The sequence below is a fragment of the Geobacillus sp. ZGt-1 genome (assembly GCF_001026865.1).
GTDB lineage: Bacteria > Bacillota > Bacilli > Bacillales > Anoxybacillaceae > Geobacillus > Geobacillus thermoleovorans.
Genome location: NZ_LDPD01000004.1, coordinates 52,920 through 69,561, shown reverse-complemented (window position 1 = coordinate 69,561; position 16,642 = coordinate 52,920). Strand labels below are relative to the sequence as shown.

The following is a 16,642-nucleotide window of genomic DNA, read 5'->3' as shown; positions in this document are numbered from 1 at the left end:
CCGACAGTCGATCAAATGCCGAGGCTATGGAAAAGCTGCAAATGTTAAAGTTTCAAATTGCATCTACTCTGAAAATACCTGAGCTTCAAAATGTGTAAAACTGTAATATTCGACATAGAGATATTTTCATCCTTCCGATGGCAACCAAATTTTTTTGTCATGGAAGTCTAGGATAGTTTGAGCTTGCTTCGGCAGCGGCCGCAAACATAACGGTCTATGTTGATCCGTCTTTTGCGGCGGTAGGTGAGGCCGCATGACGTGCAAATGTATGTGTAGATCGTTTTCGGCGCTTTTGTATTTCGAGCAAGCGGACGACAATAGCGAGGCGCCCCCACTTTTTGCAGCAGTTCGCGGAAGTCGCGGTCGCGGTGGCGGTAGCCTTTTCCCTCAAGGTGCAAGTGGTAATGGCAAAGCTCGTGTTTGATGATGGCGATCAATTCTTCCTCGCCGAACTGCTCGTAATGTTTTTTATTGAGCTCAATGTTGTGCGTTTGCAACATGTAGCGCCCGCCGGTGGTGCGCAAACGAGGGTTGAAGAAAGCGGTATGGCGAAACGGCTTGCCGAACACGCGAATGGAAATTTGTTCGACAAGGGCTTGCAGCTGCTTTTGGTCCATGGCGGGTCTCTCCTTCATCTTTTGGCACAGGACAATTCACCATTACATACATATATATTACCTTTCCACTGTCAGGGAGGTGACTGATTTTGCCTACATGGCTGAAAAATCAGATGAGACGAGCCTACTATGAGAAAAACCGTGAGCAAATTAAACTGTTGAACCAATGCTGGTTTTTTTATCGGAGAAAACACTGCTCCTAAGGCAGTGCTTTCTCCATTTCACTCTTTCGGCGGCACCATCGACAGCGATATTCTTCCCTTCGCCACATCGACATGCTCGACCCATACTTTGACGACGTCGCCGACCGAAACGACATCGAGTGGATGGCGCACGTATTGTTTGCTTAGTTTGGAAATGTGCACGAGCCCGTCCTGTTTGACCCCAATGTCGACAAAGGCGCCGAAGTCAACGACGTTGCGCACGGTTCCTTCCAGCTCCATGCCTGGCTTCAAATCTTCCATCTTCAACACATCTTTGCGTAATAGCGGCTTGGGCAGCTCGTCGCGCGGATCGCGCTCTGGGCGGCACAACGCGTCAATGATGTCGCGCAACGTCAGTTCTCCGATGCCGAGCTCGGCAGCCACCATCTCGACTTCGATGGCTTGCAGCGCCTGGCGCAGTTCATCACTGCCAATGGCGGCGGTCGTAAATCCTAACTTACGCAACAGTTGCTTCACTTCCGCGTACCGCTCGGGGTGAATCGGCGTGCGGTCAAGCGGTTCGTCGCCATCAACGATGCGCAAAAAACCGATGCACTGCTCGTACGTTTTCGCTCCGAGCCGAGGAATCGTTTTCAGCTCTTCGCGGTTGCGGAATTTCCCTTGCTCTTCGCGACGCTTGACGATGTTTTCTGCAACGGTTTTCGTGAGCCCGGACACGTACTGAAGCAGGGAGACGGAGGCAGTGTTGACGTTGACACCGACTTGATTGACGACCGTCTCGACGACGAAACGAAGCGACTCGGCAAGCTTTTTTTGCGACACATCGTGCTGGTATTGGCCGACGCCGACCGATTTTGGATCGATTTTGACAAGCTCGGCGAGCGGGTCTTGGACGCGGCGGGCGATCGAGACGGCGCTCCGCTCTTCGACTTGCAGGTCGGGAAACTCAGCGCGTGCAAGGTCGGAAGCAGAGTAGACGCTCGCTCCTGCTTCATTGACAATCAAATAAAAGATATCGCGTTGCACATGCTTCAGCGTGTCGGCGACAAACTGTTCGGTTTCCCGAGATGCTGTTCCGTTGCCAATCGCGATCATATCAACGTGATAGTCATCAAGCAGGCGAAGAAGTTTCGCGCGCGCCTCTTCTTTTCGCTCTTGCGGCGGATGCGGATAGATCACATCAATGCGAAGCAGTTTCCCCGTTTCGTCGACAACGGCGAGCTTGCACCCAGTCCGATAGGCTGGGTCGATGCCGAGCACCGTTTTTCCTTTGAGCGGCGGCTGGAGAAGCAGTTTGCGCAAGTTTTCAGCGAAAATATGGATGGCCCGCTCCTCCGCTTTCTCCGTCAACTCGTTGCGGATGTCGCGTTCAATGGCAGGCTCCATCAGCCGCTTGTATCCGTCCTCCATCGCTTCTGCCACGATGGGAGCGGCCGGGGACGATTCATCAGCGACTGTTTTTCGCCGCAAATAGCGAATGATGTCCTCAACAGGCGCCTTGATCGAGACGCGCAGCACCTCTTCCTTTTCACCGCGGTTTAACGCCAACACGCGGTGCGGAACGATTTTAGCGAGGGGTTCCTCGTAGTCGTAGTACATTTCGTACACACTCTTTTCGTCCTTTTCCGGCGCTTTGGCAACCGAAGCAATCGTTCCTTTCCGCCGCGTCTCGTCGCGCACCCATTGACGAAGAGCAGCGTCATCTGCCACTTTTTCGGCGATGATATCTTTCGCACCTTGAAGCGCCTCTTCAACGGTTGCGACTCCTTTATCTTCGTTGACGAACATTTCGGCCTGTTGTTCCGGAGTTGGGGCCGGTGGACACGAAAGGAGCCATTCGGCAAGGGGTTCAAGCCCTCTCTCTTTTGCGATGGTTGCTTTCGTGCGCCGCTTTTGCCGATACGGGCGGTATAAATCTTCGACTTGTTGCAACTTCGTGGCCTCAAGAATGTCGCGCTTTAACTCTTCCGTCAACTTCCCTTGCTCGTCAATGAGGCGGAGCACTTCCTCTTTCCGTTGTTCTAAATGCTGCAAATACTCCCATCTCTCCAGTACTTCACGAATTTGCACTTCATCGAGCGCCCCAGTCATTTCTTTCCGGTAGCGGGCGATAAACGGGATCGTGTTTCCTTCTCGATGGAGCGCAATGACGTTTTCGACTTGCTTCGCTGCCAGCTGCTGCTCGACGGCAATGACTTCAATGAGCCGCTGTTCGTTAGCCAAGCGATTCCCTCCTTAATGACATGGAAAATAAAAAAGCGCTACCTGTACGCAGCTGCTTTGTGAAACAGTATACATAGATGAAAATGGAAGGACAGATCGTTCCGGGAAGACCGATCTGCCCGTCTCACCAACGTGAACACTCGATAATCAAGACCGATGCCGCACGTCAACGCCGCTTTCCCCATCCGCTCGGCCGCCCGTTGGCAACCGAAAACGCCGTTTCTCCTGTTCGCTGTTATGCCAAAAGCAAAGGTTTTTCGCTCTATCAAAAGTCGATCAGCCCTAAGCTAATTTGCAGCGCCTCATCGACTTTATCCATCATTTCATCGTCCAAATGAGTGATTTTATCGGTCAGCCGTTGCTTGTCGATCGTGCGAATTTGCTCAAGCAAAATGACCGAATCGCGTTCAAACCCGTAGCGTTTCGCGTCAATCTCGACATGCGTCGGCAGCTTCGCTTTTTGGATTTGCGCCGTAATCGCCGCGACAATCACCGTCGGGCTAAAACGATTGCCGATATCGTTTTGGATCACCAACACGGGGCGCACGCCGCCCTGCTCCGAGCCAACAACCGGGGAAAGGTCCGCAAAATACACGTCGCCACGTTTGACAATCAAAGCATTACCCCCCGCTAACTAAGCGTTCAACGGTGTGGTCGGCCTCGTATTCAGCATGAAACGCTTCAGAAGCGATAGATAAATTGATTTTCGCCATTTCCATGTAGCCTCGTCTCATCGCCTCGCGAATTTGCCGTTTCTTCCGCTCGCGAATGTACATTTTCGTCGCTTGATAAATGAGTTCATTGCGGTTGCCGTTTTCCTGCTTTACGAGCACGTCCAGTTCTGTCAGCAGCGACTGCGGCAAACGAACGACGATTTCCGCTGTTGCGCCAGATTCCGACACAAATATACACCTCCACGAACTGCAGCCATTGATTGCTTCCACTTCATGATACCATTAAACAACGGCGCTGCAAAGTCATTTCTCCATTTTCTATCCTTTGTCTTCCGAAGCAGATTATGCATCGCTTCATCCGCGACCAACGGCGTTTCTCACTTCCATTATACGCTTATTTCGGAAAAAAATACGGGGCACCCGGTAGCCGATCGTGCACGGCACTTCATAATTGATTGTGCCCAAATGGCGGGCGACATCATCGATGGAAATGACTTCGTCCCCTTGGCGGCCAATTAATGTCACCTTCGTCCCGACAGGCAGCGGCTCCGGCAGGCGGATCATGCATTGATCCATGCAGATACGGCCGACGATCGGCGCCCGCTGCCCGCCAACAAGCACATGAAAGTGCTGCAGGCGGCGCAGCCAGCCGTCCGCATAACCGATTGGAATCGTGCCGATCCACTCTTCCGTCTGCGCGGTGTACGTCGCACCGTAGCTCACCTTTTCGCCTGGTTGCAGTTTTTTGACGTGTACAAGGCGGCTATGGAGCGAAAACGCCTCTTTCAATTCGTATGGGAGGAGCGGCTTGATGTCCGGCGATGGGGCGAGCCCGTACATCGAAATGCCAAAGCGAACCATGTTGAACGCTCGATCGGAAAAACGAAGGGCCGCCGCGCTGTTGGCGCAATGAACGAGCGGCGGCCGCGACGGCAGCCAGTCAAGCATATGCAAAAAGCGGGCGTATTGATAAGAAAAGTAATCCGTATTCACTTCATCAGCGGTCGCAAAATGCGTATACACCCCTTCAAGCACAAAGGGCGGATGGCGATCGATCAAGGCCGCTATTCGCTTTGTCTCCTCTTCGTCTTTAACCCCAAGCCGTCCCATTCCCGTGTCCATCTTTAAATGGAAATGAATCGGGGTCGAACCGTTATACAGCGATGACGCCTTCTCGAGCCAATCAGAGCGAAACACGGTTAAGGCGATGCGGTGTTCGGCGGCCAACGCCACATCCTCGGGACGAGACGCCCCAAGCACTAAAATCGGGGCATCGATGCCTTTTTTTCGTAAGGCAAGCGCCTCGTCCAAAAAGGCGACGGCCAAGCGGGAAGCGCCCGCTTCGAGCGCCGTTGCCGCCACTTGGGCATCGCCGTGCCCGTAGGCGTTCGCCTTGACAACGGCCATAATTTGCGTACCCTCCGGCAAAAAGCGGCGCAAATTCGCGACGTTGTCGTAAATGGCGTCCAAATCAATTTCCACCCACGTATCGCGGTGAAACTCGTCCATCCTCTCTCGCTGCCTTTCTAGTCATAGCCAGTTTGAAAGCGCTTGAATCGATTGGATTCCTTTTTTAGTTTACCATGTTCCTAGGGAAGAAGGAATAGGATGAGCGGCGGAAAAATGAGAAAAACGGCGGAAAACATTGGAGATCGCAACGATTCGTCCACTGTCCTGCCTTCACTGCTTCTGCACAAAAACAAAAAGCAGCTTCTCCGCTTCAACGCGGAAAGCCGCCTGTTTGCAAAACCGCACTGTCATTTTGCCGCTTTTTCTTGCACTGAGCTGGCGACCATCACCATTTCTTCCGGCGTCAAATCGTCCGAGGCGAGCGTAAACTCCGCCCCATTGTACCACCATGTCAACGTTCGGTCGGTGAGGGCGCCAATGGTGAATCCTAAATCAACCGGGTCGCCGTTGACAAGAACTGGCATGCTTGTCGCCGGAAGCACATCCGCTTTTTCTTGCACGAGCGTAAACGATTTTTTGCCGCCGAATGTCATAATGACGCGCGTGCCGTTTTCACCTTTCACTTCTTTTTCCTCGAGCGCTTGAACCCCTTTCGGAAGCTGACTCGGGTACATGACGGCCATCACTTGCTCTTTTCCTTCGGCCATCGTTGGCACCTCAAGACGGGCGCCAGTCATGTTTTTCTTTGTATCAAACGCGTCATCATCAAACTTTTTGTTAAACTCGACGTTGGAAAACTCGACCGTCAACAGCGCTTTCCGGTCCGTATCCATCACTTTGACCGAGACGGGCGCCAAATCTTTTTTGCGCAGTGTAATCTCTTGGGTTGGAATGACTTCGCTGTTCGGGTAGTTCGTTTTCGTCTCAAACACATAGTAATCGTCCGTCGCCTTAAACTTCGCCTTCGAATCGCTCAAAATGTCTTTGACGAGCGATTCGTACAAATACGCTTGGCTGCTGTTTTTCGGCCAATCGCTCACAAACTTGAAGGTTTTGTTGAGCGCCGGCGTGAAGACGAACACCCCTTCGTCATTGCGCAAAATCATTTGGCTTTGTCCTTTGTCGGCGTTTTTCAAGCTGACGCGGTAGTAGGACGGCTGCTTGTGCCACACTTCAACATGATACACTTGCGGCTTCTCACCGGTGCGGAACGTCATTTTCGCCTCAGCCTGATAACCCGTCATCTCATCGACCTTTTCATCAAGCGCCTTCAGCACCTCTTCCTGCGATTTCGACCCGCAGCCAGCCAAAGCAAACAGAAAAATGATGCCGACCAACGCCATCAGCACGTTTCTGCCCATCGCTTCAACCCCTTTGCCTCATATATCGATTTCTACCCATGCACTACAATATATGAGACAACTTTCGGGAATATGCAGACTAGCCATGGCAAGCATCAGCCGGCGTCATCGGTCCAAGGCGCTCAATGACGACTTGGGCGACGGCGTAATCGCGGCTATGGGAAATGGACAGATGAACCGTCTCGCCATCGCGGCGGGCAGCAATGCTCGGCTTTCCGTGCTCATCGGAAACGATCTCGATGTCTTGAAACGATAGATGCCGCCCGATCCCCGTTCCGAGCGCTTTGGCGTACGCTTCTTTAGCCGCAAATCGCCCGGCGAGAAACTCTGCCTGTCTTGCGGGCGGCAACTCGCCAAACTGCGCTTTTTCACGCGGCGTCAAAATTCGCTCTGGAAATTTGCGGCTCCGCTCAAGAAGGGAGCGGATCCGTTCCAACTCTACAATATCAATGCCAATGCCGACGATCACTGCTTCCTCACCTATCCTATCCGCCCTGATGGTCGGACAAATTTTTTATGAGAGACCCGCATAAGATGGCTTATAAAAAACGCCCCATTTCCGCGAAGAAGGGAGACCAACCCGTGTTTCAACATGCAAGCGATGTCCGCTCATTTGTCCGCCTTTATCCCGTCGTTGCCGCCTTATTATTGGTCCATATCGCCGCATGGCTGTTGTTTTCTCTTCCCTTGACAGCGCTTGAACCCATTTGGCAATACGCCGTCGGGACGAACGGCGCGATCCGCCATGGAGAGTGCTGGCGGCTTGTCAGCCCAATCGTGCTGCATCGCGATTTCCACCATATGGCCGCCAACAGTTTGTCCTTATGGCTGTTTGGCCCCTGGCTGGAGCGCGCACTTGGGAAAAGAAAGTTTTTGTTTCTGTATATCGGAGGCGGAATCGGCGCCAATGTCGCCACTTTATTCCTTCTGCCGCCGCTGTACACCCATGTCGGGGCGTCGGGCGCCATTTTCGCCTTGTTTGGCATGTACAGCTACCTCGCCCTATTCCGCCGCGACTTAGTCGCCCCCCGCCACGCCCAGCTGCTGCTTTCGGTCATGGCGGTTCATTTGCTGATTGGCATCATGACACCACATGGGAATTTATTGGCCCATCTATTTGGCTTCGCCGTCGGCGGCCTGCTTGCCCCCTTTTTGTCCATCCGCCCCAAGCGGCCGTCGTTTTACATGCCTCGGCTATGAAAAAACGGCGCTTAATGCGCCGTAATCCGCCGTTTCTTCGTCCGGCTGCGGGCTGAGCCGTCCGGGCGGCCGCCCCGTTTTTTCTCCCGCTTGACCGCTAAAGGCGGCTCTTCCGTCAATTGCACCGGCGTCGTATCCGGCTCGCGCGTCAACATTTTCAAGCAGGCAGCGACAATCGTTACCGAATCGTGCTCTTCAAGCAATTCTTCCGCTGCCCGTTTGTAAAATGACAGGTTTTCGGTCTCCACGACGTTGAGAAGCTTTTCGATAGCGATACGCTGTTGGCCTTCGAGCGCCTCATCAAGTGTCGGCGGCTTCATCCGCTCCATTTTCCGCTTCGTCGTCCGCTCAATATGGTGAAGCTGGCCGATCTCCCTTGGAGTGACAAACGTCATCGCCACCCCTGTCTTGCCGGCGCGCCCGGTGCGCCCAATCCGGTGGACATAGCTTTCCGGGTCTTGCGGAATATCAAAGTTGTACACGTGCGTTACGCCGGAAATATCCAAGCCGCGCGCCGCAACATCCGTCGCCACTAAAATTTCAATCGCACCTTCCTTAAACTTGCGCAGCACCGACAGCCGTTTCGCTTGGCTTAAATCGCCATGAATGCCTTCCGCTGCATAGCCTCGCAAGTTGAGCGCCTCTGCCAGCTCATCGACACGACGCTTCGTGCGGCCGAACACGATCGCGAGCTCCGGCGCCTGAATATCAAGAAGCCGCGTCAAAATGTCAAATTTCTTTTTCTCGTGCACTTCTAAGTAGTACTGTTGAATGTTCGGCACGGTCATTTCCTTTGCCTTCACTTTGACAAGTTCCGGCTCGTTCATGAAGCGCTCGGCAATGCGGCGAATCGGATCCGGCATCGTCGCCGAGAACAGCAACGTCTGCCGCTCGGCCGGCACATGGCTTAAAATCGCCTCAATATCTTCGATAAAGCCCATATTGAGCATTTCATCCGCCTCATCGAGAACGACCGTATGCACATGCTCAAGGCGGAGCGTCCCGCGGTTGATATGGTCGATAATACGGCCCGGCGTCCCGACGATCACGTGCGGATGTTTTTTCAAAGCGCGGATTTGCCGGTCGATATCTTGACCGCCGTAAATCGGCAAGACGCGCACGCGCTTGACGGCGCCGATTTTGTACAGCTCTTCTGATACTTGGATGGCGAGCTCACGCGTCGGCGCGACAACGAGCGCTTGAACAGCGCTGTTTTTCACATTCACTTTCTCAACGATCGGAATGCCAAACGCCGCCGTTTTCCCCGTTCCGGTTTGCGCTTGACCGATTACGTCTTTATTTTGCAGACTGAGCGGAATCGTCTTCGCTTGAATCGGAGTCGTCTCTTCAAACCCCATCCGCTCGATCGCTTTCATCACTTCTTGGCTTAATCCTAATTCTTGAAATGTCGTCAATGTTATCCAAACTCCTTATAAAAAATCGTCCCTTTATCCGAGAGAAAGGTTTGACAGTTATCATACCATGTTATGCGGTGATTTGCAATGATGGGCATGGGCAGCGCGCAAAAATGTTTCCACCTCAGCAAACAGAACGTGCCGATCGATGCTATGACAAACATGATGGAACGAATTGGGCAAAAGCAACAGCTTTTTTTCTGAAGACCCCATGCGTTCATATAAATAGCAGGCGCTTTTTAACGGCACGATCCCATCTTTTTCTCCTTGCACAATGAGCGCGGGTGCCGCGACGCGCGGAAGTCGGGGACGCACATCGCGAACGAGTTTGCGAAACTCCCTGACAGCTGAAAACGGCGTCGCCATCATTTTGTTTCGATAGCGGAGAAACAGTGGGTGCTCCCGCGCTCCTTTCCATCCATTGGCAAACATCTCGCGGATGTCGCGCCATAATTGGCGCGGGTTGACATAGTAAAACGCAGCGCTTAGCAGCACGAGTTTGGCGACCGGGTATTTTTCCGCCAAGTAGACGGCGATCACTCCACCCATTGAAAACCCAATGACATACACCACACTGCAACGGTGATGGAGCGCTAAAAACGCTTGTTCCGCCGCTGCGATCCATTGGTCGTATGTAATTCCTTTCAACCGCAGTTCGCTTCCGTGGCCCGGCAAGGTCGGCGTTTCGATCATCCAATCGGTCCGCTCTCGCAAATAATCGGCCAGCGGCGCCACTTCTTCTGGACTTCCCGTAAACCCGTGAATACATAAACAGCCGATCATCATTTCCACCCCCGCCCGAATGAAAAGCGGCGCCTGTGACGCCGCTTTTAGTTTCTCTCGGGTTGCTTGATGTTACACCCAATATCGAAGCAACTCTTCCAATTTCATGCCGCGCGATGCTTTCAATAAAACAATGTCATCCGAAGTCGCGACGGAACGCACGGCCTCGGCCAACGCTGCTTTATCGTCGAACTCCCTCACCCGCCCATCATCAAAAAATGGGGCAGCCGCCGCGGCGATATGGTGCGCCAGCGGCCCGTAAGTGAACACATAGTCCACCATTCCCGGCCGCAACACCTCCCCGATCTCTCGATGAAACGCCACTTCTTCGTCACCAAGCTCCAACATATCGCCCAATACGGCGATTTTTTGCCGGTAGCCGCCTAATTCCCCAAGCAGCGTCAAGGCGGCGCGCATCGATGTCGGGCTAGCATTGTAGGCGTCATTAATGACGGTAAAGCCATATTTCGTCTTGACGACTTCCGTGCGCATGCGCGTCACTTGCAGGCGGGAGAGGGCCGCATCAATGTCTTCCCAACCGATGCCGAAAAAACGAGCAACCGCGACGGCGGCGAGTGCGTTGTACACATGATGCTTGCCTAATACCGGCATAAACAGCGTCCGGCCGGGGAGCGCATTGATGACAAACGATGTTCCTCCCGCTTCAATGCGCACATCGGTCGGATAGTAATCGTTCTGTTCGCCCGCCCCGAACGTCACGACATGGCGGGGAAGCGGCAACTTCGGCACGCGCTCCGTCAAGAGCGGCTCATCGCCGTGGTAGACGAATAAACCATCATGGTGCAAACCCGCCAAAATTTCCAACTTCGCCTTGGCGATGCCTTCCCGCGACCCGAGCTCCTGCAAGTGTGCTTCTCCGATATTCGTGATGACCGCTGCGTCCGGACGGGCGATCATGGTCAGCCGCTCGATTTCGCCAAACCCGCTCATCCCCATTTCGACAACGGCCATCTCCGTCCCTTCGTCAAGCGAAAGAAGCGTCAGCGGCACGCCGATGTGATTGTTCAAGTTCCCTTCGGTCTTTTGCACTCGATAGTGGGTTGAAAGCAGCGCGGCAATCATATCTTTCGTCGTCGTTTTGCCGTTGCTGCCAGTGACGCCGATCACCTTCATTCCAAGCTGCTCGCGGTAGCGGGCGGCGAGCCGCTGCAATGCCAAAAGCGTATCATCCACAACGACCACTGGCACACCTTCCGGCGGCGTTCCTTCCCTTTCCGCCCACAGTACGGCGGCGGCTCCTTTTTGCACCGCTTCTTGCACGAAATCGTGGCCGTTAAAGGTCGCACCGCGCAACGGAACGTACAAGTTGCCGGCTTGGATCGTCCTTGTGTCGGTTGACACACCGCTTACGACCATATTCTCCCATTCCGGCTTTAAACACTGTCCGTCAGCCATTTCGGCGATTTGCCGCACTGTCCGTTTGATCATCGGCTCTCACCTCTTTTCTTTTTTGAACGTGTACGTGATCGTCTGCTTTTCTTGATGTCGTTCCAATGCGAGCGCGATAAGCCGTTCAATCAGCTCCGGGTACGGCACACCGCTGTGCTGCCAAAGAAGCGGGAACATGCTGTATGGCGTAAAGCCTGGCATCGTGTTTACTTCGTTGATATAAACAGCGCCATCTTCGGCGAGGAAAAAATCGACGCGCGCAAGTCCAGACAAATCCAGCACCTGAAACGCCGTAATGGCCATTTGTTTGATCGTCTCATACTGTTCTTTCGTTACGTCCGCTGGGATGATCAATTCGGTTTGCCCGTCTTCGTATTTCGCTTCATAGTCGTAAAATTCCTTTTTGGGAACAATTTCGCCAACGACCGAACAAATCGGCTCATCATTTCCGATCACGCCGATTTCAATTTCGCGGCCGACAATCGCCTCTTCAATAATAATTTTTCGGTCATACTGAAATGCCTCGATAAATGCGGCTTTTAAATCGCCGCGCTGCTTGCATTTGGAAATGCCGACGCTCGAACCGGCGTTGGCTGGCTTGACAAAGCACGGGTAGCCAAGCTCTCGTTCGATCCGGTCATACACCGTCTCGCCGCTTTTTTGCCAATCGTACTTCGTCACGGCGATATATTTTGCTTGGCGCAACCCGGCCTGCGCAAACAAGTTTTTCATCATCACCTTATCCATGCCGACCGCGGAAGCAAGCACCCCGTTGCCGACATACGGAATGTTCAATATCTCAAGCAACCCTTGCACCGTTCCGTCTTCGCCGTTCGGCCCATGCAAAAGCGGGAAAATGACATCGATCGTTTCCTCGTTTCCTCCCGCAGCCGAATCGGCAGCCGGAACTTGGTTCAAGGAAACCGGAATCAAGGCGGTCGCCGCCGAAGTGAATTGCAGCTGCTTGATTTCCTCGATCGGTCCGGTCAACTGTTCGCCCTTGATCCATTGACCTTCCGGTGTAATATAAATCGGAATGACATCGAATTTATGAGGATCAATGGCGTTCATCACCGCCATCGCCGTCGACAACGATACTTGGTGCTCCGGTGATTTGCCGCCGTATAACACGCCAACTTTCGTTTTCATCATCGTTCCTCCTCTTTCCTTGGCCATCGTTCCTATTGTAACACGTTTCGCGCCCAACGGTCTGATATTTTATATGTACGATGCAGGTTGTTTCGCCACCCCCCATAAGCGATTAGGAACAAAAAAGTGAGGGTGTCTAAAAAGGTGATTCTTCTTTCAACAAAGCACAACATATCGTTTTCCAGCATTTGTTTTACACGTATATACAGGAATAAGAAAAGGTGCCCCGACCGTTTTGGGACACCTTCTGTCGCTACGGATGCAACACGCGCCAAGCCATGCGTTGCGGCATGGCCGCTACCACTTCGGCGAGCGCTTCTTGCCCCGTTTTTTCCACGCCGGCAAAATAATCGGACACACGGCGGAAAAGCCGGTTTTTCTCCACGTCATCCATCAACAGGCGAAGCATGTGCTGCTCGCCGCTTTCTGGCCCGACCAAATGATAAATGAGACCATTTTGCTGTAAATATTGCAAATTGATGCGCTCCTGCCCAGGCAAGCAATCGATCGTAAAAATCGGAATGCGCTTATGAAGCAACTCGCTGACCGTCACCCCGCCTGGTTTCGTAATGACGGCATCCGCCTCTTCATACAGCCGATTCATCTCTTCCGGGTCAGCGATGTATGGAAGCGGCCGGATATGAGGCAGCTGCCAGCTGGCGATTTCCTCGTACAGCTGGCGATTGGCGCCGCACAGCACCGAATAGCGGAACAACGTTGACGTGCGGGCCGCCCGCAAAAACGCCAGCATATTGCCAAGCCCTTGGTTTCCACCGGCGACAAGCACATGAGCAGGCTGCCGCTTGCGTCTCGCTTCCGACCGATTCATAAACACATCGTGCACTGGGATACCAGTGACGATGATGCGTCCTTTGTCAACCCCGTACTTCGTGATCAGCTCCCATTTCGCCTCTTGATGGGGAACAAAATGATAGTCAATAAACCGTTTCCCCCAGATGCTGTTCATAAAAAAGTCGGTGTAGACATTGACAACTGGAACCGTCAGCACCCGTTTTCGCTTCAGCCGCTGCAAAATGCGCGACGGAAACGAATGGGTGCAGACGATTAAATCCGGCCGTTCTTCTTCCACCATCTTTTTCATTTTGCTTTCAAAATAAGGCAGCCATGGCTCAAACGAAATGAACTCAAACCGGGGCGGCTCTTGGTACATCAGCGTTTTGTACACACGGTGGTACGAAGCAGGATGCGAGCGAATCCAGCGCAAGTAGGCCTCTGACACCATTTTTTCCATCAGTTCATTGCAATAGCTCAAAAAATCGATCTTTTTGCTTTCGACCGNCGGAAACTGGCGGCGCAAAAAATCCATCAACGTATCGGCTACTTTATGGTGTCCCGTATTCATTTGAAACAGCGGCAAAAACAATACTTTCATCATCGATCGCACCCTTTAGCTTTCGAAAGATTTTTTGCGCCTCCGCTGCCCAACCCATGCCGCAAGCAAAAAAAGCAAAAACAACGCCAAACCGGCAAGCGGAAAAGAAATCAGGGGGATATGGATGCGCTGGCCGAGCCAAAGCCCCGCCGCGGTCAACGGAACTGCCCAACCTGCCGTTCCAAGCGCCGACAGCAACAAAAACGGCCCGAACGGAAACCGGCTCACTCCCGCCATATACGGGCAAATTTGCCGCACCCCGGGAGCATAGCAGCCGAACAAAATCCCCCATTTGCCATAGCGGCCAAACCAGCGGCGAGCCCGCTCCCAACGTTCAGCCGTAATTCCGACGCACTTGCCGTACTTTTGCACAAACGGCGCCCCCCACCACCGGCCGGCGCCGTATGCCGTCACCATGCCGGCCATCGCCCCGCCCCAGCATGAAGCGAGCGACGGTCCAAGCAGCAACTGCTCCTTGGCAACCATCACGCCGACCAAAAAGAGCAAGCTTTCCTCCGGCGCCGGAATGCCGACAATGCCGCAAAACAAAAATAAAAACAGCATCACATATCCATATGACTGGACATACGGCAACCATACGCTTGTATCCATAGCTCCCCCGCTACATCGCCGAGATTTGTGTATTAGTTTGCACATTTCTCAGTTCCGTAATCGTCACCCAACGCATCTTTTTCGCTGCTTCATCCTTAAACAGCAGCTCGAGCGCTGACAACATTTGCTCTGGCGCGCGTTTGTCAGCACCTAACGCATCCCCATTGTCATGAAGCACAATCACCGCCCCGCCGCGTATGGACGAACGCAAGCGGCGGAACAATTCCATTGTACCAATTCTTTCATTCCAATCGCCAAGAATATGCGACCATAACACCGTTGTATACCGCTTTTGCACGATCGGCGTCCAAGCGTTAAAATGCCCCCACGGCGGGCGGTAATACACCGGGCGTTGGCCCGTCGCCCGCTCAATCGCCGCGGCGGCGCGGCGCACCCCCCAATCCAACCAAAGCGGCGGCAACAGCCAATTGCTGATGTGGCGGTAATTATGAATCCCAATTTCATGGCCTTCTTCGGCCATCCGCCGCACAATATCCGGATAGCGCTCGACTTTGCGGCCGACAACGAAAAACGTCGCCTTCACGCCATATTTCTTTAATAAATCAAGCAACTTTGGCGTATAATACGGGTCGGGGCCGTCATCAAACGTCAGCGCCAGACAATCGGATGCCGTCCCCTCCCGAAACAAACGCACCCGCTTTTTGCGAATGATGATCGTCGGTACAATGCCATAAATGGCAATTCCCACAATGAAACAAACGAACAGCCAAACCCACATGGCATTCACCTCTTGATTGTACTTTACCAATATTTCTTCTCTCTGAAAATAGAAAAATGAACTTTCTATATTCGAGATCATCACGCTGCAGATGTTTTATCATATAACAAACAAATGAGAAATCGAAAAGAAAATCATGAAAATTTCATGCAGACCGTCCAGTTTTCTTACTATACGAAAAACGCCACCGCTTGGTTTCCTCCCGAAGCTAAGTGGAATCTGCTATAATACATAACGATACACGAGCGATTAAAAAAAGACAGGTGATCCGCATTGCGAAAAAAAATCATCTTAACCGGCGGCGGCACAGCCGGCCACGTGATGGTCAACGTCGCCCTCATCCCGAAATTGAAAGAGCTGGGATGGGATATCGTTTACATCGGATCTCATCAAGGGATTGAACGGGAGATTATCGGCCGCATCGACGGCGTCCCGTACTATTCGGTTTCGACCGGAAAACTGCGCCGCTATTTTGACTGGAAAAACTTTAAAGATCCATTCAACGTGCTGAAAGGCGTTTGGCAGGCGTACCGCCTGATCCAAAAAGAAAAACCGGACGTCGTCTTCTCAAAAGGCGGATTCGTCTCCGTTCCCGTCATTCTCGGCGCTTGGCTGAACGGTGTGCCGTCGGTGATCCATGAATCTGACTTAACCCCGGGGCTTGCGAACAAAATCGCTATGCCGTTTGCGACAAAAATCTGCCTCACCTTCCCGGAAACGAAGCAATACGTCAATGCCGATAAAGCCGTCTACGTCGGCGCCGTCGTCCGCGAAGAGTTGAAGGATGGCAACGCCGAACAAGGGAGGAAGATGTGCCAGTTCGACGGAAAAAAACCGGTCTTGCTGGCGATGGGCGGCAGCTTAGGCTCGAAAAAAATTAACGACGCCTTGCGCGCCAACCTATCGACGCTTCTTGCCGAATTTGACATCATCCACATTTGCGGCAAAGGAAACATCGACCCGAGCCTCGCAGGCCAAAAAGGATACAAACAGTTCGAATACGTCAACGAAGAGCTGCCCCACTTACTCGCCTTGGCCGACATCGTCGTCTCCCGCGCCGGGGCGAACGCCATTTTCGAACTGCTCTCCTTGCGCAAGCCGATGCTGCTCATCCCGCTCTCGAAAGCGGCAAGCCGCGGCGACCAAATCCTTAACGCCCGTTCGTTTGAAAAAGCAGGCTATGCGGAAGTGCTGATGGAAGAGGACTTGACGAACGAATCGCTGCAAGCCGCCATTCACCGCCTATACGAAAACAAAGACCGCTACCAAAAAAACATGGAGAAAGCCGGCGCGAGCGATCCGCTGCAAACGCTGCTTGCAATCATTCAAGCCCCCGCCCGCCGGTAAAAACAGGCGATGCCCGATGCGGCCAACCACGGCCGTTTTTCGGCATCGCCTCGTTTTGTTTTCATCACCACACAACGAGCCTTCTCTCCTTTACACCGGCTCAAGCCGATAACGGTTGATACGGAACACATGGTCGCACAAGAGA

General features: G+C 53.0%; 17 protein-coding genes and 1 pseudogene. 3 read left to right on the top strand and 15 right to left on the bottom strand.

Going from position 1 to position 16,642, the window contains the following annotated elements:
- Positions 1 to 167 precede the first annotated feature (167 nt).
- Positions 168 to 617 carry a SprT family protein gene (locus VU18_RS01045; RefSeq protein WP_011229744.1) on the bottom strand — a complete coding sequence of 150 codons (450 nt, stop codon included), beginning with the start codon at positions 615 to 617 and terminating at the stop codon, positions 168 to 170.
- An 89-nt stretch (positions 618 to 706) separates the two neighbouring features.
- Between VU18_RS01045 and cmpA the strand changes: the two genes are divergently transcribed.
- A complete protein-coding gene (gene cmpA, locus VU18_RS17780) occupies positions 707 to 820 on the top strand; it encodes a cortex morphogenetic protein CmpA (RefSeq protein ID WP_013144046.1) in 114 nt (37 codons plus the stop codon).
- Positions 821 to 838: 18 nt separating this feature from the next.
- Here the strand turns inward: cmpA and VU18_RS01040 are convergent, their stop codons facing one another.
- The 6 genes from VU18_RS01040 to acpS all read right to left on the bottom strand — a co-directional run bounded on the left by VU18_RS01040 (position 839) and on the right by acpS (position 6,918).
- Positions 839 to 3,004: a Tex family protein gene (locus tag VU18_RS01040; protein ID WP_021322019.1), complete on the bottom strand. Its 2,166-nt coding sequence runs from the start codon at positions 3,002 to 3,004 to the stop codon at positions 839 to 841.
- A gap of 265 nt (positions 3,005 to 3,269) precedes the next feature.
- Positions 3,270 to 3,620, bottom strand: coding sequence for a type II toxin-antitoxin system endoribonuclease NdoA (gene ndoA / locus VU18_RS01035; protein WP_003253417.1), 351 nt, complete (start codon positions 3,618 to 3,620; stop codon positions 3,270 to 3,272).
- Between the two features lie 4 nt (positions 3,621 to 3,624).
- Positions 3,625 to 3,906 carry a CopG family ribbon-helix-helix protein gene (locus VU18_RS01030; protein ID WP_011229742.1) on the bottom strand — a complete coding sequence of 94 codons (282 nt, stop codon included), beginning with the start codon at positions 3,904 to 3,906 and terminating at the stop codon, positions 3,625 to 3,627.
- Between the two features lie 126 nt (positions 3,907 to 4,032).
- The gene (alr, locus tag VU18_RS01025; RefSeq protein WP_011229741.1) at positions 4,033 to 5,187 is read right to left on the bottom strand and encodes an alanine racemase; all 1,155 of its coding nucleotides are present in this window, start codon (positions 5,185 to 5,187) and stop codon (positions 4,033 to 4,035) included.
- Between the two features lie 248 nt (positions 5,188 to 5,435).
- Positions 5,436 to 6,449, bottom strand: a complete 1,014-nt coding sequence (locus tag VU18_RS01020) for an outer membrane lipoprotein carrier protein LolA (RefSeq protein WP_014194683.1) — start codon at positions 6,447 to 6,449, stop codon at positions 5,436 to 5,438.
- A gap of 79 nt (positions 6,450 to 6,528) precedes the next feature.
- Positions 6,529 to 6,918 carry a holo-ACP synthase gene (acpS, locus tag VU18_RS01015; RefSeq protein WP_011229738.1) on the bottom strand — a complete coding sequence of 130 codons (390 nt, stop codon included), beginning with the start codon at positions 6,916 to 6,918 and terminating at the stop codon, positions 6,529 to 6,531.
- 113 nt (positions 6,919 to 7,031) lie between these two features.
- On the opposite strand from acpS, the gene VU18_RS01010 reads away from it, so the two are divergent.
- Entirely contained in the window at positions 7,032 to 7,649 is a 618-nt protein-coding gene (locus VU18_RS01010; RefSeq protein WP_014194682.1) for a rhomboid family intramembrane serine protease, read from the top strand.
- Between the two features lie 11 nt (positions 7,650 to 7,660).
- Here VU18_RS01010 and VU18_RS01005 read toward each other — a convergent pair whose 3' ends face one another.
- The 8 genes and pseudogenes from VU18_RS01005 to VU18_RS00975 form a co-directional block, all read right to left on the bottom strand.
- Positions 7,661 to 9,064, bottom strand: a complete 1,404-nt coding sequence (locus VU18_RS01005; RefSeq protein ID WP_014194681.1) for a DEAD/DEAH box helicase — start codon at positions 9,062 to 9,064, stop codon at positions 7,661 to 7,663.
- A 60-nt stretch (positions 9,065 to 9,124) separates the two neighbouring features.
- Positions 9,125 to 9,847, bottom strand: coding sequence for a carboxylesterase (locus VU18_RS01000; RefSeq protein WP_021322022.1), 723 nt, complete (start codon positions 9,845 to 9,847; stop codon positions 9,125 to 9,127).
- A gap of 72 nt (positions 9,848 to 9,919) precedes the next feature.
- A complete protein-coding gene (gene murF, locus VU18_RS00995; protein ID WP_047757502.1) occupies positions 9,920 to 11,296 on the bottom strand; it encodes a UDP-N-acetylmuramoyl-tripeptide--D-alanyl-D-alanine ligase in 1,377 nt (458 codons plus the stop codon).
- Positions 11,297 to 11,302: 6 nt separating this feature from the next.
- Positions 11,303 to 12,406, bottom strand: a complete 1,104-nt coding sequence (locus VU18_RS00990; protein WP_047757501.1) for a D-alanine--D-alanine ligase — start codon at positions 12,404 to 12,406, stop codon at positions 11,303 to 11,305.
- 253 nt (positions 12,407 to 12,659) lie between these two features.
- Positions 12,660 to 13,705: pseudogene (locus tag VU18_RS00985) on the bottom strand (UDP-N-acetylglucosamine--LPS N-acetylglucosamine transferase); the annotation flags it as partial.
- Between the two features lies 1 nt (position 13,706).
- Positions 13,707 to 13,802, bottom strand: a 96-nt coding sequence (locus tag VU18_RS20990; protein WP_255351062.1) for a hypothetical protein, incomplete at its 3' end; no start/stop codon positions are given.
- Between the two features lie 12 nt (positions 13,803 to 13,814).
- Positions 13,815 to 14,411, bottom strand: a complete 597-nt coding sequence (locus VU18_RS00980) for a DedA family protein (RefSeq protein ID WP_013522795.1) — start codon at positions 14,409 to 14,411, stop codon at positions 13,815 to 13,817.
- Positions 14,412 to 14,421: 10 nt separating this feature from the next.
- On the bottom strand, positions 14,422 to 15,150 hold the full coding sequence (locus VU18_RS00975) for a polysaccharide deacetylase family protein (protein WP_047757499.1): 729 nt from the start codon (positions 15,148 to 15,150) through the stop codon (positions 14,422 to 14,424).
- Between the two features lie 273 nt (positions 15,151 to 15,423).
- On the opposite strand from VU18_RS00975, the gene VU18_RS00970 reads away from it, so the two are divergent.
- The gene (locus tag VU18_RS00970; protein ID WP_047757498.1) at positions 15,424 to 16,497 is read left to right on the top strand and encodes an undecaprenyldiphospho-muramoylpentapeptide beta-N-acetylglucosaminyltransferase; all 1,074 of its coding nucleotides are present in this window, start codon (positions 15,424 to 15,426) and stop codon (positions 16,495 to 16,497) included.
- The last annotated feature ends 145 nt before the right edge of the window (positions 16,498 to 16,642 follow it).

Bases quoted from the DNA above. Each gene is read 5' to 3' on its own strand.
- VU18_RS01045 (WP_011229744.1), bottom strand. From the start codon at position 617: ATGGACCAAAAGCAGCTGCAAGCCCTTGTCGAACAAATTTCCATTCGC.
- alr (WP_011229741.1), bottom strand. From the start codon at position 5,187: ATGGACGAGTTTCACCGCGATACGTGGGTGGAAATTGATTTGGACGCC.
- VU18_RS01020 (WP_014194683.1), bottom strand. From the start codon at position 6,449: ATGGGCAGAAACGTGCTGATGGCGTTGGTCGGCATCATTTTTCTGTTT.
- VU18_RS01000 (WP_021322022.1), bottom strand. From the start codon at position 9,847: ATGATCGGCTGTTTATGTATTCACGGGTTTACGGGAAGTCCAGAAGAA.
- murF (WP_047757502.1), bottom strand. From the start codon at position 11,296: ATGATCAAACGGACAGTGCGGCAAATCGCCGAAATGGCTGACGGACAG.
- VU18_RS00990 (WP_047757501.1), bottom strand. From the start codon at position 12,406: ATGAAAACGAAAGTTGGCGTGTTATACGGCGGCAAATCACCGGAGCAC.
- VU18_RS00980 (WP_013522795.1), bottom strand. From the start codon at position 14,411: ATGGATACAAGCGTATGGTTGCCGTATGTCCAGTCATATGGATATGTG.
- VU18_RS00975 (WP_047757499.1), bottom strand. From the start codon at position 15,150: ATGTGGGTTTGGCTGTTCGTTTGTTTCATTGTGGGAATTGCCATTTAT.